General features: G+C 40.3%; 21 protein-coding genes and 2 riboswitches. Of the genes, 5 read left to right on the top strand and 16 right to left on the bottom strand.

Annotated elements, in window-relative coordinates; translation table 11 throughout:
• Positions 1-289: 289 nt before the first annotated feature.
• A complete protein-coding gene (locus GJU32_RS06000; RefSeq protein ID WP_155591030.1) occupies positions 290-1,132 on the bottom strand; it encodes a DegV family protein in 843 nt (280 codons plus the stop codon).
• Between the two features lie 273 nt (positions 1,133-1,405).
• Here GJU32_RS06000 and trhA point away from each other — a divergent pair, with 273 nt between their 5' ends.
• Positions 1,406-2,041, top strand: coding sequence for a PAQR family membrane homeostasis protein TrhA (gene trhA / locus GJU32_RS05995; protein WP_155591029.1), 636 nt, complete (start codon positions 1,406-1,408; stop codon positions 2,039-2,041).
• A gap of 44 nt (positions 2,042-2,085) precedes the next feature.
• Here trhA and GJU32_RS05990 read toward each other — a convergent pair whose 3' ends face one another.
• Both GJU32_RS05990 and GJU32_RS05985 read right to left on the bottom strand, forming a co-directional pair.
• Positions 2,086-2,568, bottom strand: a complete 483-nt coding sequence (locus tag GJU32_RS05990; RefSeq protein WP_155591028.1) for an HIT family protein — start codon at positions 2,566-2,568, stop codon at positions 2,086-2,088.
• Between the two features lie 56 nt (positions 2,569-2,624).
• Positions 2,625-3,104 (bottom strand): dihydrofolate reductase, encoded by a 480-nt coding sequence (locus GJU32_RS05985; protein ID WP_155591027.1) that lies wholly within the window; start codon positions 3,102-3,104, stop codon positions 2,625-2,627.
• A 160-nt stretch (positions 3,105-3,264) separates the two neighbouring features.
• On the opposite strand from GJU32_RS05985, the gene GJU32_RS05980 reads away from it, so the two are divergent.
• Both GJU32_RS05980 and GJU32_RS05975 read left to right on the top strand, forming a co-directional pair.
• The gene (locus GJU32_RS05980; protein ID WP_155591026.1) at positions 3,265-4,182 is read left to right on the top strand and encodes an alpha/beta hydrolase; all 918 of its coding nucleotides are present in this window, start codon (positions 3,265-3,267) and stop codon (positions 4,180-4,182) included.
• Between the two features lie 62 nt (positions 4,183-4,244).
• Complete coding sequence (locus GJU32_RS05975) at positions 4,245-5,441, top strand: class I SAM-dependent rRNA methyltransferase (RefSeq protein WP_155591025.1); 1,197 nt, start codon at positions 4,245-4,247, stop codon at positions 5,439-5,441.
• Positions 5,442-5,577: 136 nt separating this feature from the next.
• On the opposite strand, the gene GJU32_RS05970 is transcribed toward GJU32_RS05975, so the two are convergent.
• The 3 genes from GJU32_RS05970 to GJU32_RS05960 all read right to left on the bottom strand — a co-directional run bounded on the left by GJU32_RS05970 (position 5,578) and on the right by GJU32_RS05960 (position 9,452).
• Positions 5,578-7,566 carry a S9 family peptidase gene (locus tag GJU32_RS05970; RefSeq protein WP_155591024.1) on the bottom strand — a complete coding sequence of 663 codons (1,989 nt, stop codon included), beginning with the start codon at positions 7,564-7,566 and terminating at the stop codon, positions 5,578-5,580.
• Positions 7,567-7,636: 70 nt separating this feature from the next.
• A complete protein-coding gene (locus tag GJU32_RS05965) occupies positions 7,637-8,314 on the bottom strand; it encodes an NAD(P)/FAD-dependent oxidoreductase (protein WP_155591023.1) in 678 nt (225 codons plus the stop codon).
• Positions 8,315-8,459: 145 nt separating this feature from the next.
• On the bottom strand, positions 8,460-9,452 hold the full coding sequence (locus GJU32_RS05960; protein WP_155591022.1) for an ABC transporter substrate-binding protein: 993 nt from the start codon (positions 9,450-9,452) through the stop codon (positions 8,460-8,462).
• 165 nt (positions 9,453-9,617) lie between these two features.
• Positions 9,618-9,804, bottom strand: a riboswitch (cobalamin riboswitch).
• Between the two features lie 182 nt (positions 9,805-9,986).
• Here GJU32_RS05960 and GJU32_RS05955 point away from each other — a divergent pair.
• On the top strand, positions 9,987-11,924 hold the full coding sequence (locus GJU32_RS05955; protein WP_155591021.1) for an elongation factor G: 1,938 nt from the start codon (positions 9,987-9,989) through the stop codon (positions 11,922-11,924).
• 307 nt (positions 11,925-12,231) lie between these two features.
• Here the strand turns inward: GJU32_RS05955 and GJU32_RS05950 are convergent, their stop codons facing one another.
• Both GJU32_RS05950 and GJU32_RS05945 read right to left on the bottom strand, forming a co-directional pair.
• Positions 12,232-12,960: a hypothetical protein gene (locus GJU32_RS05950; protein WP_155591020.1), complete on the bottom strand. Its 729-nt coding sequence runs from the start codon at positions 12,958-12,960 to the stop codon at positions 12,232-12,234.
• A 229-nt stretch (positions 12,961-13,189) separates the two neighbouring features.
• Positions 13,190-13,373: riboswitch (cobalamin riboswitch) on the bottom strand.
• 292 nt (positions 13,374-13,665) lie between these two features.
• On the bottom strand, positions 13,666-14,046 hold the full coding sequence (locus GJU32_RS05945) for a PH domain-containing protein (protein ID WP_155591019.1): 381 nt from the start codon (positions 14,044-14,046) through the stop codon (positions 13,666-13,668).
• A 98-nt stretch (positions 14,047-14,144) separates the two neighbouring features.
• On the opposite strand from GJU32_RS05945, the gene GJU32_RS05940 reads away from it, so the two are divergent.
• Positions 14,145-14,549: a YhfM domain-containing protein gene (locus GJU32_RS05940; RefSeq protein WP_155591018.1), complete on the top strand. Its 405-nt coding sequence runs from the start codon at positions 14,145-14,147 to the stop codon at positions 14,547-14,549.
• 48 nt (positions 14,550-14,597) lie between these two features.
• Here GJU32_RS05940 and GJU32_RS05935 read toward each other — a convergent pair whose 3' ends face one another.
• The 8 genes from GJU32_RS05935 to ureG form a co-directional block, all read right to left on the bottom strand.
• Complete coding sequence (locus GJU32_RS05935) at positions 14,598-16,067, bottom strand: amidase family protein (protein ID WP_155591017.1); 1,470 nt, start codon at positions 16,065-16,067, stop codon at positions 14,598-14,600.
• A 70-nt stretch (positions 16,068-16,137) separates the two neighbouring features.
• Entirely contained in the window at positions 16,138-16,866 is a 729-nt protein-coding gene (locus GJU32_RS05930; protein ID WP_155591016.1) for an ABC transporter ATP-binding protein, read from the bottom strand.
• A 12-nt stretch (positions 16,867-16,878) separates the two neighbouring features.
• Positions 16,879-17,628, bottom strand: a complete 750-nt coding sequence (locus GJU32_RS05925) for an ATP-binding cassette domain-containing protein (RefSeq protein WP_155591015.1) — start codon at positions 17,626-17,628, stop codon at positions 16,879-16,881.
• On the bottom strand, positions 17,621-18,439 hold the full coding sequence (locus tag GJU32_RS05920) for an ABC transporter permease (RefSeq protein WP_155591014.1): 819 nt from the start codon (positions 18,437-18,439) through the stop codon (positions 17,621-17,623). Before GJU32_RS05920 ends, GJU32_RS05925 begins: the two co-directional genes overlap by 8 nt.
• A complete protein-coding gene (locus GJU32_RS05915) occupies positions 18,436-19,404 on the bottom strand; it encodes an ABC transporter permease (RefSeq protein WP_155591013.1) in 969 nt (322 codons plus the stop codon). The genes GJU32_RS05920 and GJU32_RS05915 overlap by 4 nt, the downstream gene beginning before the upstream one ends.
• Entirely contained in the window at positions 19,394-20,980 is a 1,587-nt protein-coding gene (locus GJU32_RS05910; protein ID WP_230874954.1) for an ABC transporter substrate-binding protein, read from the bottom strand. Before GJU32_RS05910 ends, GJU32_RS05915 begins: the two co-directional genes overlap by 11 nt.
• Positions 20,981-21,008: 28 nt before the next feature.
• Positions 21,009-21,815, bottom strand: coding sequence for an urease accessory protein UreD (locus GJU32_RS05905; RefSeq protein ID WP_155591355.1), 807 nt, complete (start codon positions 21,813-21,815; stop codon positions 21,009-21,011).
• A complete protein-coding gene (ureG, locus tag GJU32_RS05900; protein ID WP_155591012.1) occupies positions 21,808-22,437 on the bottom strand; it encodes an urease accessory protein UreG in 630 nt (209 codons plus the stop codon). The genes GJU32_RS05905 and ureG overlap by 8 nt, the downstream gene beginning before the upstream one ends.
• Positions 22,438-22,451 lie beyond the last annotated feature (14 nt).

The raw sequence follows: 22,451 nt of genomic DNA, 5'->3' as shown, positions 1-22,451 counted from the left end.
ATGTCCATTTGACCACCTTCCATCCCTTTCTATTACTTCTATTATAGAATAGTTCATGCCGCAATGAAAAGTGACTTACCCTTAGTTCTCCATAATTTTGTGTTCTTACCAAAATTTCCACTCACGTTGATGATGGTAAAGTGGTCTAAATGAGAGATTCTGCTCCATTATGGCGGCTGTGGCATATTGGGAACAAAACCGCACAACAAGGATTTCGCCTCCAATAATACCAAAAAGGTAAAAATATGAAAAAAGCCACTACAATTACTTATGTAGTAGCTTCTCACTATTATTCTGCAAAATAAATAAAACCGATTGCCCCTGGACCTGTATGTGTTGAGATGATTGGGGATGTAAAAGCAATTTCCACACCATTAAAGCCAGTGCCTTCGATTAACGCTTTTAATGGATTACCCATCGTTGTTAAACCATCTGCATGGGAAATGCCCACTGCCTTGACAGTCTTGCCAGCCGTGTCTGCTTGGAATTGCTTGAATAAATAATTGACTACCTGCTTATGGCTACGTACCTTTGACACAGGATTGTAAACACCACCTTCAAGGTTAGCAATAACCTTGATGTTTAAAAGTGAACCGATAAAGCCCGTTCCTTTACCAATTCGACCACCTTTAATTAAGTTTTCTAGCGTATCCACAATGACATACAAATGAGTGTTTTCACGTACCTTTTCAAGACGTGCCACAATGTCTTCAACCGTTGCGCCTGCATCTCGCATTTTGATGGCCTCACGTAGCTGGATCGCAAGTCCGATAGCGATAAAACGTGAGTCAATTACCGTAACATCCGCATCTGTCATTTGTGCGGCTTGTCGTGCAGATTCCACCGTGCCACTCATGCCACCAGTCATATGGATGGAGATAATTTGATCACCATCTTTACCAAGCTCATCATACAATTCTTTAAATTTCCCTGGGGCTGGTTGTGAGCTTTTTGGTAAATTTTTAGCATTTTTCATTAAGCCTAAAAAAGGTTGTGGCTCTAAATCCACACCATCTATATATGTTTCACCATCAATTTGAATAGTTAAAGGCACGATATGTATTTCATGTTGTGCTACTTCTTCTTTTGTTAAATCACAAGTTGAGTCCGTTACTATATGAATTCGTCCCACTTCGACACATCCTTTTACTTCATTAAAATTATTATATAGACTAATGAATCATTATGTAAACATGACATTTGTCATTAGGTAAACCCTGTCCTATCTGAATTGTAAACGCTACCTTGGATACTATAGCCTTTTCTCCTACCTCTTGTCTAACAAAGCCCCTCAAAGATTATGACAGCCTTATGACATTTTTGATATGAAATATATGACAAATGTAAATGTTCATGAATAAATTATTGGGGTATAGTAAATGTATGAACGAAAGGAGTGTTTCAAATGGTTGATTCATTTGACTATAAATCGTGGAAGGAAGAGCTTTGGAATGCCATCACACACGGCATTGGCTTTATTGTCAGTATTCCAGCACTGGTTGTCTTACTGTTAGCAGCGATACAAACAGGAAATGCCCTACATATTACAACCTTTAGCATTTTTGGTGCGTCTGTTATCATTTTGTTTTTAATGTCTACATTGCTACACAGTATGCCAGAAAAATATAAACACTTTTTCGCTATTTTAGATCACTCGTCCATTTATATTTTAATTGCCGGCACCTATACGCCGTTTTTATTGATTGCCGTTGGTGGCACAGTTGGATTGACTTTATTATGTATTATTTGGTCGCTCGCTGTGCTAGGTGTTCTTTTTAAATGTTTCTTTATTAATCGTTTTGAAATACTTTCATTAATATTTTATATTGGGATGGGCTGGTTAATTATTTTCGCCATTAAGCCCGTTTATCTCTACTTAGGATTTTATGGTTTTGCTTTACTACTAGCAGGTGGGCTATTCTATACAATTGGAGCCATGTTTTATGCTTGGCGTTCTCTACCCTATAATCACGCAATTTGGCATCTCTTTGTGTTAGCTGGCTGTGCCTCTATGTATGCTTGTGTTTACTTTTATCTATAATGAAAAATCGCTCCTTTTACTTCAAAAGCGAGCGATTTTCCTGTTTATTTTAATTCTTCTCTTATAAACGCAATGGCTTGCATTACCTCTTTTTCATTTTCTGCATCATTCAACATATTTCTAGCATGACGTAAGACGGGCCTCAAGGATTCAACAGATCGTCCAAATGCATTCATCCACTCATAGCGCGGCACCATCCAAGTATGGAAATGGTGTGTTGTATCCTCATTGTAAAAGTAATAAACATATTCGATACCCAACACTGTCCTTTGAGCCTTCCTTATTTTCGTTAAGAGATTAATATAGTCGATTTTTTCCTCATCATTTAATTCATCCATACAACGAATATGACGCTTTGAAGCTAGAATGACTAATCCCTTTATTGGATACGCTACATCTTGATGGGCGTGAAAATAATCTGTTTCAATGACAACACCCCCATTTGGTTTCACTTGCCCACTTGTGATTGCACAACTCAAGCAGTCAACATGTACTATTTCTCCACTTGATAACATTATTTTTCTCATTCATATCCCCCAAAAGCGTAGAAAAAGCACGGTCCAATAAAACCGTGCTGATCTGTCTATTTTTTTCGTTCAAAAATTTGATATTGGAATGTATAGCCCTCTGGTGCTTTTTCAGGTTCCTCTGTAGAGACTTGTACAAAATCCTGTTCGTAGTTAGGGAAATACGTATCCCCCTGGAAGGCATGATTGATTTTCGTAATATATAAGAGATCCGCAATCTCCATAACTAAACGGAAAATTTGCTCCCCTCCAATAATCATGATCTCTGGTACATCCCCTGCTAGTGCTAATGCTTTCTCTAAGCTTGTCACTACTTCAATGCCCTCCGCATGATAGTTTTCATCTCGCGTAATGACAATGTTGCGACGTCCTGGAAGCGGTCGTCCAATGGATTCAAATGTTTTACGTCCCATAATCATGGGCTTGCCCATTGTGTTGTTTTTAAAATACTTCAAATCCCCTGGTAAATGCCACGGCATCCCGTTGTCATATCCGATGACATAGTTGTCATCATGTGCCACAATTAAAGAAATCATACTGTCCCTCCAAATATTTCGTCCCTTTTATTATAAACACAATTGGTTTATTTCACCTCATTTATAAAAGAATTTTCTTTTTTCGATCATAAATCCTAGTAAAATTATATGAATAGTTTATAATAAGGATAACAGACGTCACGATAAAGGAATGATGCAGATGACTACTTTAAGAAAAGAAGCTGTTCAATATATTCAAGCCCAGCATACTGGCACACCTTATTACAGAGGTACACCACAGCAAGCAAGAGCGATGCGTGTAGGTACGCAATGGCATTCTCCCAATAAACCAAAACTAGCGTCTATTGAGAATCAACACATTACTGTACGAGATGGTGCACAAATTACGCTGCGAATTTATACACCTGTCATAGGTAAAAAGTTGCCCGTCATTGTTTATTACCATGGTGGTGGCTGGGTCTATGGCAATTTAGAATCTGTCGATGCAGGTTGTCAGCTATTAGCAGACCGAGCGCAAGCTATTGTCGTTTCAGTAGATTATCGTTTAGCACCTGAATACCCCTTCCCAACTCCCCTGCATGATGCCTACGATAGCCTAGAATGGGTGCATGACCATATTGGGGTGTTTGGTGGAGATGCAGCTCGAATAACGGTTGTTGGGGACAGTGCTGGTGGCAATTTAGCAACAGTTGTCGCATACCTAGCCGCAACATTGGGTGGCCCAACGTTACAAGCCCAAGCACTTATCTATCCCGTTACGAATGTAGATTTTACAACGGATTCCTATCAGGCGTATGGTGAAAACTACGGCTTAGATCAACAAGGAATGCTATGGTTCTCTCGACACTATACAGATGAAAGAAATTATACAAATCCGCTTGTGTCCCCCCTTCAGCTTGAAGATGTAAGTAAAATGCCAAAAACAATCATCATAGCGGCAGAGGCAGATGTTCTTTTTGATGAAGGTCTAAGCTATGCACATAAGCTTGCGGCTGCTGGCGTAGTAGCGGAGCATGTCACAATGCCAGGATTAATCCATAGCTATTTTAGTAAAATGAATTATTTTGAAGAAGCAACAATTGAAACGGTGACAAAAATTGCTCATTTCCTGAAATAAGTTTGGCTATCGCGTTCAAACAGTGCGATAATAGAGCAAAACGTTTTTTAAAGGATGACAACATGACACAAACAATTGCATTACAAATAAAACAGCCCTTTTCCGATCAATTAAAAAAAGGCTACCCACTTATTTCGAAGGACGCAGTGGATGCTCGACACTTACCTGCTGAACAAGGAACGCTACTAAAGCTGATGGATCATCATAACCGTTTTATTGGTACAGGTTACTACGGTATCCAAAATAAAGGGATTGGCTGGGTGCTAACGACTGATACGAACGAAACAATTGATACGGCTTTTTTCATTAAAAAATTCAAAAAAGCGGTGGATAACCGTGAAAAGTTTTTCAACGATGAACAGACAACTGCCTTTCGTGTTTTCAATGGTGAGGGAGATGGCATCGGCGGTCTAACAATTGACTTTTTTAATGGCTACTATATGGTGAGTTGGTATAGTGAGGGCATTTACTCATTTAAAGAAGTCGTTTATGAGGCGCTTGCTGAAACGGTCAACTACCAAGCTATTTATGAGAAAAAACGATTTGACAGTAAAGGGCAGTATATTGAACAGGATGATTTTGTGATGGGCACACCAGGTGAATTCCCAATTATGGTGAAGGAAAATGGGATGACCTATGCTGTCCATTTAAACGACGGAGCGATGACAGGGATTTTCCTCGATCAACGTGAGGTGCGATTGGCTATTCGCGAGCGATATGCGAACCATACAAATATGCTGAATACATTCTCTTATACAGGGGCATTCTCTGTGGCTGCCGCTCTAGGTGGTGCGATCAAAACAACGAGTGTGGATGTTGCAAAACGTAGCTTAGCCAAAACAATTGAGCAGTTCAGTGTCAATTCGATTGACTACGAAGCACAGGATATCAAAGTAATGGACGTCTTTCATTATTTTAAATACGCACAGCGTCACGCCTTACAGTTTGACCTTGTCGTATTAGATCCACCTAGCTTTGCACGAACAAAGCAAATGACGTTCTCAACGGCAAAGGACTACCCTAAATTATTGAAGGATACCATTGCGATTACTGCAAAAAACGGCATTATTGTTGCTTCCACAAACAATGCAAGCTTTGGCATGAAAAAATTTAAAGGCTTTATTGACCAAGCATTTAAAGAAACACGTACTCGCTATAAAATTGTAGAAGAATACGGTTTGCCAAAGGATTTCCGTGTATCACGTGAATACCCAGAATTTAATTATTTAAAGGTCGTTTTCATTCAGAAAATCGATTAAATCCTATTCAGACTGAATCACACTTTGTTGTGATTCTTTTTTTAGCTTAAAGGCTTACATGTTGTGAATAAATTTATTAAAGGTGGAAATAGAAAAGTGGCCTAAGAAATTCACTTCTTAAGCCACGCTAAGATTCTTATAAATAGTTCACAAACCAATCACGAATATATTCAAGTCGATTAATCCTTAACGTTGGTTTTCCGCTCCTTGACAGTTCATGATTCGATTCAGGGAAGCGAACAAACTTCGCTTCCTTTTTGCGATGCTTTAAGGCGATAAATAATTGCTCTGCCTGTTCAATCGGACAACGATAGTCTTTTTCAGCATGTAAAATTAACAGCGGTGTTTCGATATTGTTGACATATTTCAATGGTGAATGATGCCAAAGCTTTTCTATATCGTCGAGGCCAGCAAGAATTTGCCAGTCTGTAAAGTAGTAGCCGATATCACTGACACCATAGAAGCTAATCCAATTAGAAATGGAACGTTGCGTTACAGCTGCTTTGAAACGATTCGTATGGCCAACAATCCAGTTGGTCATGAAGCCACCATAGCTCCCACCTGTCACACCTAGACGATCTTCGTCGATAAAATCATAGTGCGCCAATGCGTAGTCCACAGCATCCATCAGGTCTTGATAGTCATTACCGCCATAATCACCACGAACGGCATCAACAAATTTTTGACCATAGCCATGACTGCCACGTGGATTTGTATAGAGCACTGCAAAGCCTTGTGCTGCAAGAATTTGGAATTCATTAAAATAAGTATTGGCATACATCGCATGCGGTCCACCATGGATTTCGAGAACAAGGGGATATTTTTTCCCTTCCTCATAGCCTACTGGCTTCATAATCCAGCCGTGTACCTTCCAGCCTTCTTTTCCTTCATATTCAATGGCCTCTGGAACAGCTAATGTTCTCGACTTTAAAAATTCTTCATTGATTGACGTCAACTGTTCTTTTTCACCCGTTTGTAAGTGGATGTAAAATAAATCCCCAGGATTTGTCGTCGTACTAATGGCTACGACAGCTTTATCATGCTCCGAATCAAGTGAAAAACCATAGACATATTGGTCATCATGAATGGCTGGATATATTTCACCATCTACATTGCCGAAATAAATCGCTGCATTGCCGTGATCGGTTACTTGGAAGTAGAAGCTTTGATTATCATTCATCCATTGGACACGTGGTGCCACGACACCTTGCAGGAAATCACCGATAGCAAAATCACCGACAGGTGTGTCAAATTCGCTTGTTACACATGTCAGAAGATTTTGTTCTAAATCATAGATCCATAACTTTGCATGTGTCGCATTTTCAAATTCTCTTTCACTTCCTATGAAGGAGATGAAGCGGCTGTTTGGAGACCATGATGTTTGATAAAACATGCCTGTTCCTTCTGTTAATTGACGTGCCTGCTTCCTATCTATGTCTAATAAGTAGATATCGCTCTTAAATGAAAAGTCTAGATCCTCTGATAAATTGGCTAAGTAAGTAAGGTATGTTCCATTTGGAGACCACGTACCAAGTTGGAAATGGTGGTTACCTTCTGTTACTTGCTCTAACTCTCCAGATTCCAAATTGACAATGGCAACGTGGGTAAACTGGTCCATATCTAAAAATCCAGCTGCATCAGATTTATGTTTCATCTTGTCTATTTCTAGTGGTTTTAATTCTTTATCTTCTTTCTTATTGTCCTCGAACTGATCATGAATTGTTTCATTTTGACCAAGCTTAACGGAAAAGGCTATTTTCTTTCCGCACGGAGACCATACTGGTGATGTCGCACCATGTTTACAATGTGTAACTTGCTTTGCCTCTCCACCTGCTTTAGAAAGGATATAAATTTGTGGCTTGCCAGTTCTCGTTGACAAGAATGCAATTTGATTGCCATTTGGAGACCAAACTGGTGAATTGGTTTTATCTTCACCAAATGTCCATTGCTGTGGCGTTTTGTCCTCCAAGTTTATGTAAAATAAATTTGATACATAGTCTTTTTTCTTCTCGTCAATACGTGTTTCTACATAGACCACCTCAGTCCCATCAGGTGATAGCTGTGGATCTGCTACTGATTTTAAGTGATAAAGATCTTCTGGTTGAATCCCTTGTTTCGGTGTCATTTATTTGCTCCTTTGAATTATATTTTCTGTGCTCTACTACAATACTTCGACACCCTAAGTAATATTCCTGCTAGTTAATTGAATTTTTCACCAGTTCCCAATATTCGGTTGATTTTGTCCTGCGATAAAATTTATAAAAGGGTTCATTCGGACGTGCATGTTCCTTATAAAAGTTCATCATTTGTAGCAAAAAATCTTCAATGTGCTCGACGTCTACTCTTTTAGCAAATAACGTACCAGCCTGTGCTTTTGCCCCCATCGGTATGGCGCCTAAATAGACATCAAAGCTTTCCTGTTGATAGACAAGTCCAATATCATCATATACGGCATTATAGCAGGCTGACGCACAGCCATTGACGTTGACACGTACTCTCGCAGGTACAGTGATGCCCTCTAAAGTATGATAAAGCTGTTCTGTTATGGGAGCTGCCTCCATTTTTTCACCATCACAAAAATCACAAGCTTTCATCGCAATGATCGATCCTGACGGCGCAATATAAAGACCAACCTCCTGAAGTGCTTGCATAGCTTCCGCAACTTCACTAGTTGGAATCGATAATAAAATGCTATAGGAAGCAGAGTATTTAATGGCTCCCTTTTCCCCCACAATCTCAGCTATTTTTTGAAATTGTGCAGGGGTATAATGCTTATTAATAAGACCAGGGCTGATTGCTAAACGTGTAAATTCACCATGATGGTTGAGTGTTTCAAAAGTTTGATCTGGTACGTTTTTATGAAATGCATTCATTCGTATCGCTCCTTATGAAAAAGGAGCTAGCAAGGTGCTAGCTCGATTTTGATTCAGTAAATTTTTGGTACCAGAAGATCCCCGTTTCTATGGTTGGGAGTTTAAAAAGTCTGGACACTATTACGTCGTGGCTTATTTTATTGTCTTAAAAGTTTTCAGGATAGAAGCCCTTTGCTAAAATTTCAATGGCCTCTGCTGCACGAACTCCTTCAGATGCTGCAGAGAGCGGTAGAATGACAAAGTGATCGTTTTTAACAGCTTCCATTTCCTTCAATGCTGGATCAGTTTTTAAAAATTGGATCTTTTGTTCCGCAGTTGTTTCACCATAATCAATTACGACAACAACCTCTGGATTGCGGTCTACTGCATCTTCCTTCGACACTGTTGTCCAACCTGATTCCACATCTGCAAAGATATTTTGACCGCCAGCAATTGTCACTAGCTCATTCATAAAGTTTTGAGCAGCGGTAAATACTTCCTTTTCACCACTGTCAAACACTAATACACGCAATTTCTCACTATCTTTCGGTAATTTAGCCTGAACTTCCTCTACATCTTTTGTCATTTGTTCAATTAATGCTTCTCCCCGATCTTCCACACGGAAAATCTTCGCGATTTGACGAATATCTGTGAAGATGTCCTCTAATGTTGGCTTTGTCATATTCGAAGCCGTATGTAAATAGGTGTGAATCCCTAATTCCTCTAGCTCTTCTGGTGTGCCAACGCCCTTTTCACCAAAACCACTTTTCCAGCCAGCATATAAGAAATCTGCTTCGGCATCAATGACTTGCTCCTTCGTTGGGTATTGATCAGAAAGCACAGGGACCTTATCATAGGCTTCTTGTAGTGGCTCGTAGATTTTATCATCTAAATAAGCCGTCCCAACCATTGATTCCTCTAAGCCTAGTGCTAGCATAATTTCTGTCACATGCTGATTTAAACTAATCGCTTTTGTTGGTGCTTCCTTATATGTTTGCGTTGTTTCATTATTTTCAATTGTTACTTCTGTTGTTGCCTCAGACGGCTCAACCACTTCACCTTGTGTTGCTGATTCAGGTTTGTCCTTTGCATTACAAGCCCCTAATACAGCGACCAAGGCAATGACCATTATCAGCCATAAACTTTTCCATTTCTTCATGTCCTTTTCTCCTTTGTTGTTTAAAATATAGAAAGAAAGTAGAGTCTTTCTTGCTACCGGGTTGATTTGTAGGGCATAAAAAAAACCCTCTTGTCGCCAAGAGAGTAGCATAGTGAAAAAATGGTATGGTCACCTTTATCACTATCCCCATCCTCGTGGTTCTTAGTCAAAAAACACATACTGGCAGGTATCCTGGCTTAGGTTCATTGTCTATACGCCTTCCCATAGTTACACTACAGTGGCATACTGTATAGACTCCCCATTTACAGTTGCGGGACAGCATCGGAATTGCACCGATTTCCCTTTTAAGCAAATGACAAATGCCATTTGCACCAATACGTTCTATAATTGTCAATACTATTGATAGACTAGCAGATGAAAATTTATAGCGCAATCAGTAGGTTGACGCTAAATACATAATCATCACTATATTAGCACTATTTCGACAAAAATACGAACTATTTTACAAGAAATATATGTACTAGTATTCTGTTACAATAAAAAGATAGCGATAGATAGAAACGAGGATTTGTTATGTACAAAACAATTGGTGTACTTGCGCATGTGGATGCAGGGAAAACAACCTTCTCCGAGCAAGTGCTTTTTCATACAAATAGTATTCAAGCCCGTGGCCGTGTCGATCATCAGGATACCTTTCTCGATAATCATGAGGTTGAGCGCAAGCGTGGCATTACGATATTTGCCGAGCAAGGTCGCATGCACATAGGCGATGATACATACACATTGATTGATACACCAGGGCATGTCGATTTTTCCCCTGAGATGGAGCGCGCCATTCGTGTTATGGATTACGCCATTATTATCATCAGTGCGGTTGAAGGTGTACAAGGCCATACAGAAACGGTGTGGCAGCTTTTACGCAAATACCATGTCCCAACGTTCTTTTTTATCAATAAAATCGACCGTGAAGGAGCCAATGTAGAGGCTGTTATGACCCAGCTACGTAAGGATTGCTCTCAGGATGTGTTGTTCATCGATGAACCGCTTCGAGCTGATTGTATTTCGAGTAGCATTACGGAATGGGTGGCGGAGCGTGATGAAGCACTTCTTGATGCCTTTTTGAATGAATCATTGGATCATGGACAGTGTCTTGCTCAGTTACAAGCAATGATTAAAAGTGAATGTGCCTTCCCCTGCTTTTCAGGCTCCGCGTTAAAGGATGAGGGCATTCAGGGATTCATTGCACAGCTCCCACTATTAACGGACACCCAGTTTGAAGTGAATGCACCGTTTGAAGGAGAGGTCTTTAAAATTCGCCATGACGGTCACCAACGTTTAACATTTATCAAGGCTGTAAAGGGATCCTTACATGTTCGTGATGAATTTTCATTTGGCGAAGTGACGGAAAAAGTAACAGAAATTCGCCTTTATAACGGCAGTCGCTTTGAAACAGTTCAACAGGTTGAAGCTGGCGAGATTTTTGCTGTCAAAGGGCTTAGTCAAGCAACTATCGGGGATCGCATCGGCACTACTATCCTGTCACAGCCCTATGAGCTTGTCCCAACACTACAGGCAAAGGTTCAATATGAAGGTGACCAGCATATTAAGGAAGTTCTACAATTTTTTCGTTTATTAGAAGCGGAAGAGCCTTCTTTGCGAGTTGTTTGGCAGGAAAAGTTCCAGGAAATCCATGTGCATATTATGGGCGTTATTCAGTTGGAGGTACTTGTCGAGGTATTAATGAAGCGTTTTTCATTAGCCGTCTCCTTTGGCGAGCCTCAAATTTTATATATGGAAACAATTGCGACGACAGTAACAGGCTATGGCCATTTCGAGCCACTCAAGCATTATGCAGAAGTCCATTTATTAATGGAGCCGAATGCACGCGGTACAGGCAATACCTTTAGCAATGCCTGTCATGCGGATAATTTATCAGTTGGCAACCAACGCCTTGTTGAAAAGCACCTGTTTGAGCGTGATCATCATGGCTTACTCACTGGCTTTCCCGTGACAGATGTTCATTTCACACTACTAACCGGTCGTGGACATAATGAGCATACCTCGGGCGGTGATTTCCGAGAAGCTAGTTTCCGTGCACTGCGTCAAGGACTTGAGCAAGCACAGAACGTCCTACTTGAACCATATTATCGCTTTAAAATGAAGGCATCAAATGATTTTATCGGTCGCATGATGACCGACATTCAGCAAGCATCAGGCACATTCGATGACCCGATTTTAACGGAAACAAACGTTGTGCTAACAGGACGTGCGCCCGTTGCCACACTTATGAGCTATAGCACGACCTTTGCCGCTTATACAAATGGAAAGGGCGCACTCATACTCCAATTTGATGGCTATGATGTGTGCCATAATGCAGAGGAAGTTATGGCGCAGATTGGCTACGAAAAAAATGCTGACCCTGAATATAGTTCTTCGAGCATATTTTGTGCGAAAGGCAAAGGATACACCGTTCCTTGGCATGAAGCCCAGGCAGCTATGCATTGTCAGTAAGATGGGAGCTGGGGGGAGATCTGTGTTCAACTATGAGTTTTTCTCTTGCTTCCGCGGGTATTTCTTGCTCAAGCGAGAGTATTTCCTGCTTCCGCGGGTATTCCTTGCTCAAGCGCTGGTATTTCTCCTGCTTCCGCGGGTATTCCCTGCTCAAGCGAGAGTATTTCTCTTGCTTGAGCGGGTATTTCTTGCTCAAGCGCGGGTATTTCTCCTGCTTCCGCGGGTATTCTCTGCTCAAGCTCGTATATTCACCTGCACCCTTCAATTAAACGAAACCAAGCCCCCCATTTTCTGGAGGGCTTGGTTTTTATATTGCACCAACAGCTTTCTTTGTTGGCTTGTACACCAGATAAGCAGGTTCGACAATAACGTAGCCTTGCGTGTTCGTGAAATCAATTAACACCTTACCTGGATGACTTTTCAAAATTTGTAGATGATCGATTAATTTCAGCAATTGCTCATGGCCGTTACCGCGTGGATGCCAGTTGAAATGGTAATCATTTAATTCTTGAACGGCTTCGATAAATTGCGTATATTCCTGTTGAACAAAGGCTATTAACTTTTCATTATGATGAATTTGCGCTAAATCGTGTAGATAGGTTTCATAAAAACGCATGACAATCGAGCATACTACATCATTGACACGCGCGGCACTTAAGACGGGTTTGGGCTCCAAAGATAGTCGGTCAAGGTTGGGCTTCGCTCGTGTTGAATCAATGCGTGTAATTAAATGATACTGCTCCCCATTTACCTCATAAACGATTGGATTCGTTGGCATATACATCATAAAGCTATTCGTCTTTGTTTTCAGTTGATCGGTTAACGCTGCCTTTGCAAAAAGATGCCCGTCCACATCCCCATTTTGTATCCAAATAATATCCTTATTATATAAGATTTGCTCGAAGAAACGATCATTCCGTATCAGCTTCGTTGCCAATAATTGATCGATCAATGATTCGACCACCATTCTTGTTTTCGCTTTCTTGGCAACTTCTGTGCGTAGCTGCTTACAAATGTTCATATCTAAATAAGTCATACATGCATCCCCTTTGCGTACATATTTTCAAAACAAAAAGGACTCCCTACTATTTTGAGGAAATCCTTTACTTTATCTTCTTTCATCACACAATGCCAAACTAACCCTAAGTATGTGTGAATGAGCTCGATTAAGAACCCTTTCATTCACTTTGGGCGTTTGACGTACTGTGACGAACAGATCATTCTGTTTTGTCAACATGCCACCTCCTATTCCTCGTAGGTTTATGGTGTGTACTCGTAACTAGGCAGGTATCCTGACTCATGGTCATTGCTTCTTTTCTCCTTCCCGTCCAAAGACAGTGGTTGCTGAAAAGTCGCTCACATTTACAGTTGCGGGACAGTGTCGGAATCGCACCGACTTCCCTTTTAAGCAAATTGCACGCAATTTACACCTATTACTACACGGTATTCAGTTGGTAAGGAAATTTGTGAAAATTCTATATTCCTTAGCTATTCATTGTAAAGTAATGTATGTGCAAAGTCAATTTATGCTAAAATATACCAATTTCGCTTGAAATCTAACGATAAAATCCCGACATGTTTAGCCAACATTGAAGCATCTATAGTTTTGGTCGCTCATGCTGTTTGTTACTCTCTAAGAGCTAAAAGCATTTGTGCCTCTTTTTTATGTTCTTCATCCCTTCTCCGTGATAGGAACTCGACCACAAAAAAAAGCCACACATAAGTGGGCTTTCATCAATCATCACGACCCTAAAACATACTGCGCTAAAACACTCTGCACTTTATAAATATTGGTCGCCTTATTAAAGTTTTTTTGAATGGGTAATGGCGTGCTTGACACCCAGATTTTGAGCTCTGCATCTAAATCAAATGTTCCGGCTGTTTCCACAGAAAAATGAACGATATTTTTATAGGGAATGGAATGGTATTCGGTTTTCTTGCCAGTCACCCCCTGTTTATCAATAAGGATTAAACGTTTATCAGTAAAAATAAACGTATCTCTAATAATTTTATAGGCATTTTTAATTGTTTCATGTGGAATCAATAAATCTTTGACCTCCTCCTGTAATTTTTCCAGATTCACCTCGCTTGCATTGCCGATTAATCCATCAAATAAGCCCATTGCATGACCCCTTTCACTCTTGTTTATTTAATGTATTACAAAGTAGATAGAGCTACGACAGCAAATAATGGTATTATTTAGTCTATAGGGGTGAGGCATTGCGCAAAATCATAGTTTCTTTTTTGTCGATACTAACAATTGTATTTATAGGCTGTAATGAAGAGAGGCTACCTGATGGCGAGCTGTCTATGGTCAGCATTTCGAATGCCACAGAATTCGGTCAAGTGAATACCGATTTTTTTAAGGAGTATGAGGAAAAGGAATCGCTCGAATTATTTCAAAAAGCTAGAACAACTGCTGTAAAAAACGAAGGTATCGTGGATATGGCTTCACCTGAATTTGATCTACGAGTTGTCGATACAGATGGAAAGAAGCAGGATTATCATTTATGGTTAGGTGAAGTAGGTCAAAATAGTGGCATCATGGATGTGAATGATACGCACACTCTTTATTACATCTCAGAGGATTTCACAGAGCAGCTAATTGCGTTGATTAGGGAATAAAAAAACACTTTCCATCTATTTTCAAGGAAAGTGTTTTTATTTGATCCACTAGCGCCATTGTGGGGCTTTTCGTAGTTTTGTTGCTTGTTCAAAAGAATAGGCGAGTTTTATTAATTTGGCTTCACTAAACGCAGTACTAGCAAAAGTGATGCCAAAGGGTCTGCCACTTTCCATATAGCCAGCAGGAACAGCGATTGTTGGGTAACCTGCTTTGGCACTAATGGTAGAGCCTATATAGGACGGGAAAACAATCGCATCTAGGTCATATTTTTTTAAGGCATAATCAATCCCCTGGTCCTGAGAAAAATAAATGTCCTCTAATTTAGCATGTATATACTCAGGATTCCTCAATGTATTGGCTAAACTCTCCCGCATCTCTAGCTTGTCTTGACCATATTTTAATGATTGTACTTTACGCTGCTGATTGAATAGAATCAGCTCTTTCATTGAATGTACTTGGAAATGCGCAGGTAAACCCATTAAGAAATTATCCAAGCTATGCTTCAATTCATATAGCATGACCCCTTTTTTCCAATCTCGATGAAATGAAGGAATATCAATGTCATCCACGATGATCGCACCTTGCTCTTTCATAGCCTCAATAGCTTGTTTAAATAGTACTTCATCATATTCACCAGAATCATAATACTCGTTTGACGCACGATGATATATACCTACTCTCGCACCCTTCAACCCTTTACTATCTAGAAAGCTTGTGTAATCCTCATGACTTCTTCTTTCACACTTATATGTAGCACTGTCTTCCTTATCTACACCCGCTAATGTGCCTAATAAAATGGCTGCGTCTGTCACCGTTCTTGCAAATGGTCCAGCGGTATCCTGTGTGTAGGTAAACGGGATAATACCACTACGACTAATGAGTCCAACAGTTGGTTTAATACCAACAACTGAATTTTGAATAGCTGGGCTCAAAATAGAGGCATCTGTTTCCGTTCCGATAGCTAAAACTGAAAAATTGGCAGCTACCGCTACGGCTGATCCTGTACTTGAACCGCCCACAAAGAGTGTTGGGTCCCCATAAGGATTTAATGTTTGACCGCCTCTGGCACTATAGCCTGCCCACATCGTACTGGACATGGCATTTGCTAATTCGGTCATATTAGCCTTTCCTAAAATGATCGCTCCCGCTTCACGAAGTTTTTTAACTAGAAATGCCTCTTCTTTCGCTACATAATTTTCTAAAGCAATCGTTCCCGCACTTGTATGCATAAAATCCTTTGTTTCAATACTGTCTTTTAGCACAATCGGAATACCATGCAGTGCGCCTCTTGCTCCTCTCGTTTTTCTTTCTTCATCTAATGCTTCTGCAATAAATAGTGCCTCTGGGTTGATCTCTAGCATTGAATTGATCTTAGGTCCATCTTGATCATACATAGCTATGCGATGTAAGTAATACATGATTAGTTCTTTGGATGTTACTTCTCCTTGTTCCAATGCTTTTTGAATGTCATAGATGGACATTTCTTCTCTTAAAATGCTATTAAATTTTATCTCCATGTATGTTCTCCTAGCTGTTTTTCTTATATTATAACAATAATGTTAAAATTAAGAAAATACAGAAAAACACTTATTCATCGTGAATTGCCTGGAACAGCATTTGTGCATAGCTGTCAGTGAAAGTAAAGCCCTCTTTTTCTTTGTAGCTCTCATCGACAATTACTCCAGCCTTCATAACATAAATGCGGTCGCATAAATAGGAAACTGCCCTTAAATCGTGCGAGATGAACAAAATGGACATGCCTCTTTCTTTATTTAAGTTGATCAATAAATCAATAATCTCCCGCTGTATGAGGCGATCTAGGCTCGAAACAATTTCATCACACACCAATAATTGTGGCTCAACTAAAATGGATCGTAGTAAATTGATCCGTTGTCTTTCCCCACCACTAAGCTCAGAAGGCAAGGCATGTAAGATATCTGTTGGTAGCATGACCTTCTCTAACATTGATTGTAAATAAGTGTCCGTCACCGTTTTTTGATGCTGTAATGGCTCTCTTAACAGTTCCCTCACTGTCCATACAGGGTTTAAGGCTCCAGTCGCATTTTGAAAAATGATTTGGCATTTTTCATAAAAAGCTGTGCGATTACGCTTGGTAATTGGTTGTTGTTGAAAAAACACTGCCCCTTTTTCAGGTTCTTCTAATTGCATAATCACTTTGGCCAATGTACTTTTGCCACTGCCACTTTCGCCAACGAGACCTACGATTTCACTTTTTTCAACAGTAAGGTTAATATTGTTTAATACTTGCTGTCCCTTTCGATAGGTTTTACAAATATTATCAACTTGAAGCAACAAAATGAACGCCTCCTAAAAATGATTAGCTACAAGCCGTTTTGTGTACAGATGCTTTGGCTGCTCAAAAATTTCCGCTACTTGCCCACGTTCCACAATTTCACCGTTTTTCATAACAAGTATAAAATCAGCGATGGAAGCGGCAACGCCTAAATCATGTGTAATCAATAGTACTGTTGTTCCTAGTTGGGTATGAAGCTTTTTCAATCGTTTGATAAACTCCTGTTGATGGAGCATATCCAACGCAGAGGTTGGTTCATCCGCCATTAAGACGTCTGGTTCATTATATAAAGCACAGGCGAGCATACACCTTTGTAGCATCCCACCTGAAAGTTCAAAGGGATAGCTTTCTAACACATCTTCAGATAGGTTTAAGTCCTTTAAAATCACCTTGATTTTAGCTAAAAACGCCTCATTTTTATGCCCCAGCCGTAAAGCTGTTAACGAATATAATTGCTGCTTCATTTTTAAAGTGGGAGAAAAGCTATTGGTTGCATCCTGAAAAATGGTAAAGAAATGCTTTTTACGAAGAGCCAATCTCTCATCTCTCGATAAATCTATTAAATCTCTTCCATTAAAAAAGATAGTTCCTTCCAGAGTCGCTTGGGCTGGAAGGATGCCAAGAAGTGCAGAAATGGTTGTACTTTTGCCACTTCCACTTTCACCGATGATAGCGGTAATCTGACCTTTAGGCACAGTAAATGTCATACCCTTTATTAAATATTTATCGTTTATTCGTACAGTCAAATTTTCAATATTAAACATGTGACCGTCCTCCTCCCTGCTTGAAAGTGCCACCAATCGCTTGCACACATAATAGCGTTACAAAGATTATCATCCCTGGGAAAAGCCCCATCCACCATGCCCCTACAAGTAAGTCATTTTGTGCCGTATAGAGCATTGTTCCCCATGATGGAATAGCTGGAGGGACACCAATTCCTAAAAAGCTTAAGGACACTTCGGTAAAAATTGCCCCAGCAAAATTAAAAATTGTCACGACAAAGATGGCAGGAAAACTATTGCGTAATAAATGACTAAAAAGAATTTTCCACAATGGTGTGCGGAACATCGTAGCCATTTGCACGAATTCTAATTCCTTCAAACGAATAAATTCAGAACGCACAATACGAGCTGTGACAAACCAACCAGTGATCCCCATAATGATCGCCATACGCCACACACTTCCCTGCATAATAGCTTGAAGAGCTAGGACAATGACTAAGGTAGGAATCGTTAATAGTGCTTCTAGAATACGCATCATCACTGCATCGATGGTACCGCCAAAATAGCCGCTTAATCCGCCGTAAATGATGCCGATTATGCTTGACAGAACAACCGAAAAAACCGCAATGAAAAGGGTCACCTTCCCACCAACAAGTAAGCGTGAAAGGACATCTCTGCCCAGCTGATCCGTTCCCAGTAAATGTGTGCCATTAGGTGCTTCATAAATATGATTCATATCCATCGCATTTGGTTCAAAAGGGGCGAGGATTGAGGACAAAATAGTCAAACCAAAAATCAGAGCAAGCAGCACGAACCAAATGATGGGCATCTTCCGCTGTGTTCCTCTTCTCATACAATACCTCCTCTTCTTAACCGTGGATTGAGACAAATCATCAGTACATCAATCATAAATAAACAGATGACCACCACCACACCAATGATTAAAATGGCTCCCATCAAAACTGGAAAATCCTTTACCATGACTGATTTCACTAAAAGTTGACCTAAGCCTGACCAGCCAAATAGTGTTTCAACTACAATGGACCCTCCGAAAAATGAAGGAATGGTCATTCCGATATAATTGATATAGGGAATGACAGCATTTCGGAAAACCATTGTCCGAATTTCTCGTTCTGGTACGCCATTAGCAAACGCAACTTGCACATAATAGCTTCGATTTTCCGCTTTCACACTATCCTGTAAAAAACGAGCAAATATGCCGACATGTGAAATAACAAGGACGGTTAAAGGAAGGACGATATGATATAAACGATCCACTAGCCCCCCTTCTCCTCGTACATCGTTCATGCCCGATGTAGGAAACCAACCGAGCTGTACAGAAAACACCATAATGAATAAGATGCCTAGCCAAAATGGTGGAATGGCTGAGCTGGCAATACTAAACATAGATAGCACGCGATCTACTATTGAGCCCTCTTTCATTCCTGCCAACAGACCGAGCCAAGTGGAGGCTATCGCTACGATCAATAAAGTCAGAACAACAAGTTGTAATGTAGTTGGTAAACGTTCTTGTAAAATCGCCGCTACTGGTCTGCCCTCTTTTGCCGAATACCCAAGATTCCCTTGTAGTGCTTCACGAAGCCAAGTACCATATTGATACAGTACGGGTTCATCGAGACCAAAAGCTTTTTCAATGCGTTCTTTCTCTGCCGTCGATAATGTTTGTGCGTTCCCACCATAATAAGCCGCTGCTGGGTTGCCAGGCGCTGCATGCATGATGAAAAAAGAGAGGAAGCTCACGATAATGAGGACGATTGTCCCCATTATCACTCGCTTCCCGATCCATTTAGCGATCATTCCATTCCCACTCCTCGACATTCCATAAGAAGCCTGCACCGTGGTGACCTAAAATGCGCTCTTTGACACCACTAATCTGGTGATTGATACCATAAACAGCATCCACATAAGCAAAGTAGGCGAACGGTGGGTCTTGTGCTAACTCCTCTTGTAATGCCATATAGACTTCCTTACGTTTTTCTGGATCGACGGTTGTACGCCCTTCCTCTAGCAAAGCATCTACTGTAGCATTGGCATAGCTACCGTAATTGTAGCCGGCACTTGTGAGACTTGATTCACCAGAATGGAATAAGCTATACGTATGGTGGTCAGCATCATAGGGACTTCCCCAGCCAACCATAAACGCTTCGGTTTCTTCAATAACAATATTGCTCCAATCTAAGGCAGCTACTTCCACATCTGCCCCTACCGCTTTATAGCCTTCTGCCACATAATTGGCCATATTAACACGCACTGTATCTGTAATCGGAGCAGTGATGGTAAACGCTAATTTTTCGCCATCCTTATAGCGAAAACCATCATCTGCTAATTGCCAGTCAGCTTGTTCAAGTAGCTCATTTGCTTTATCGATGTCGTAAGTATACTGTTCAATGTTGTTGTTCACAAAGGTATGTTTTTGAAGTGGCGAATAGGCTTCTGTGCCGTAACCATGTAAAATGCCTTTCACAATGCCCGCACGATCTGTCGAATAGCTAATTGCCTTTCGAATCGTAACATCCTGCCAAAGAGGATACTTCATATTAAATAAAACACCGCGATAATCGGCTGATTCAACCTCGTACATTTTTAAATGCTCGACTTTCGATAGCTCCTCCACCTGATTCGGATCAAGTAATGCAATATCGACTTCGCCAGATTTTAGCTGTAAAGCACGAACATTGCTATCTGGGATAAATTTAAAAATAACTTTTTCAATCGAAGCTTTCGTGCCAAAGAATGAAGGATAAGCTTTTAGTGTCAAGCTGTTTCCTTTATCCCATTGCTCGAACTTATAAGGACCAGCCCCAATGGGTTGTTGATTAAACGTAGCTGTTCGTATCTCTTGCCCTTCGAAGGCATGCTTTGGCAAAATAGGCACTGTTAATTTATCGAGCATCGGCGTAAATGGCTCGTCTAATTGAATGGTCATTGTAGTATCATCGACCTTTTTCATTGAGGCCACATGAATAAAATCAGACTTTAAAAAAGAGCCATTTGCATCATCAAGAATACTGTCAATGGTAAAGATCATATCGTCCACCGTTAAGGTTTGCCCATCATGAAATGTCACATCATTACGAATAGTAATCGTATAAGTCATCTGGTCATCTGATATTTTAATACTTTCGGCTATATCATTAACAGGAATGTTATGTTCATCAAAGCGCATCAGACCTCTAAATAAAAAGGCATCTAAATTGGTTTCCTCCAGAATTGGATTTAAACCTGCAAACTCAGACTCTGAGGCGAAAATAAGCTCATTTGACTGAGAGGATGACGTAGCAGATGGCAGTTTCTTCTCGCCTTGACTAGAAGTACAGCCCACAAGACTTAGTGCTAGTATCATCATAAGTATAAATACGAAAAACTTTTTCAATTTACTATCTCCTTTATTACAACAAAAATTACAGGTATGCCGATATATGCTCAAACATACAGTTTATTTCTTTAATAAGAATTCTCTGCTCTTTTGCGAGCCATCTACAATGAATCGCCTGATCTGTCAGCTTAGTCACACTTGCCTGAAGGGATTTCTCCTGTTGAATCATATCCTGCAAATCTCTTATTGGGAGATTTTTAACAAGCGGTGACACAATCCATAATGAGCCAACATAAAGTGCCTGTTCAAGCAAGCCAATCGTTGAAAAATTCATCTCCTGAGGCTTGAAATGAAAGGAATCGAAAGCAATGAGTGTACCCTCTACATAGAGTTTATATTTAGATTGGAATGTTTGATAATCAAAGATTTCGCCTCGCATTTCTCTCCCTGGAGCGACAATCTCTCCCCAAATCAACGTGGAGCTCTCTTTCATATGAATCGTTGTATCTACCTGAAATTTCGCTCGTTCAAATGGGATGGTCACCTCAGGAAGCCATTCTAGTCTAGCCTCTTCTTCGAGCTCCACCGTAATAGCCTGTGTACAAACCTCGCCTGTGTGAGATGGGTAGATTTTTAAGGCTGATTGTTGCTTTAACCTCACCTGACTCTCTGGCGCAAGCTTGATGGAAATTTCATTGCGATCACCAGCTACCATACCACCTGAGGATTCCATGATAAAAACCGTAGCTGTCGGATTATTGCCTTCATACAGTTCCCGACTAGCCTTTAACGGTGGCTGCTGGTATACATGAACAAGTCGTGTATAGCCTCGTCTAACCTCAAAGCCCATCTCCAACTTGCCGAAATGATTGACTTTTCCTAGATTAAGCATTCTCTTCAACTGCTTCGGCACCTTCAAGTAACATATGGTGCTGAATCCATTCAATCACTTTATCTACATTCGTTTGTGATCGAACATCTGCAAAAATATATGGACGTCCATTGCGCATTTTTTTCACATCCTGATCCATAAGCTCTAAATCAACACCAACATGAGGCGCCAGGGATGTTTTATTAATCAATAATAAATCTGAACGTGTTAACGCAGGGCCACCTTTACGTGGGATATCCTGTCCTTCTGCTACATCAATGACATAAATATAGCCATGTACTAGCTCAGGGCTAAATGTTGCTGATAAATTATCGCCACCGCTTTCAATAAAAATAATATCTAAATCTGCAAAGCGTTTATTCAAATCATCAATCGCAGCAAAATTCATCGACGCATCTTCTCGAATAGCTGTATGAGGGCAACCACCTGTTTCCACCCCAATAATACGCTCTTCTGCTAAAACACCGTTCGTTATTAAATATTGAGCATCTTCTCTTGTATAAATATCGTTCGTGATAACCGCTACATTGTAGTGCTCATGCATCACACGTGTTAATTGATCTACTAAAGATGTTTTCCCTGATCCTACTGGACCACCAATGCCAATTCGTATTGGTTTCATTGTTATCCTCTCGC

Source organism: Lysinibacillus cavernae, assembly GCF_009724685.1.
In the GTDB taxonomy this organism is placed as follows: domain Bacteria; phylum Bacillota; class Bacilli; order Bacillales_A; family Planococcaceae; genus Lysinibacillus; species Lysinibacillus cavernae.
This window is presented reverse-complemented; position numbering and strand designations above follow the sequence as displayed.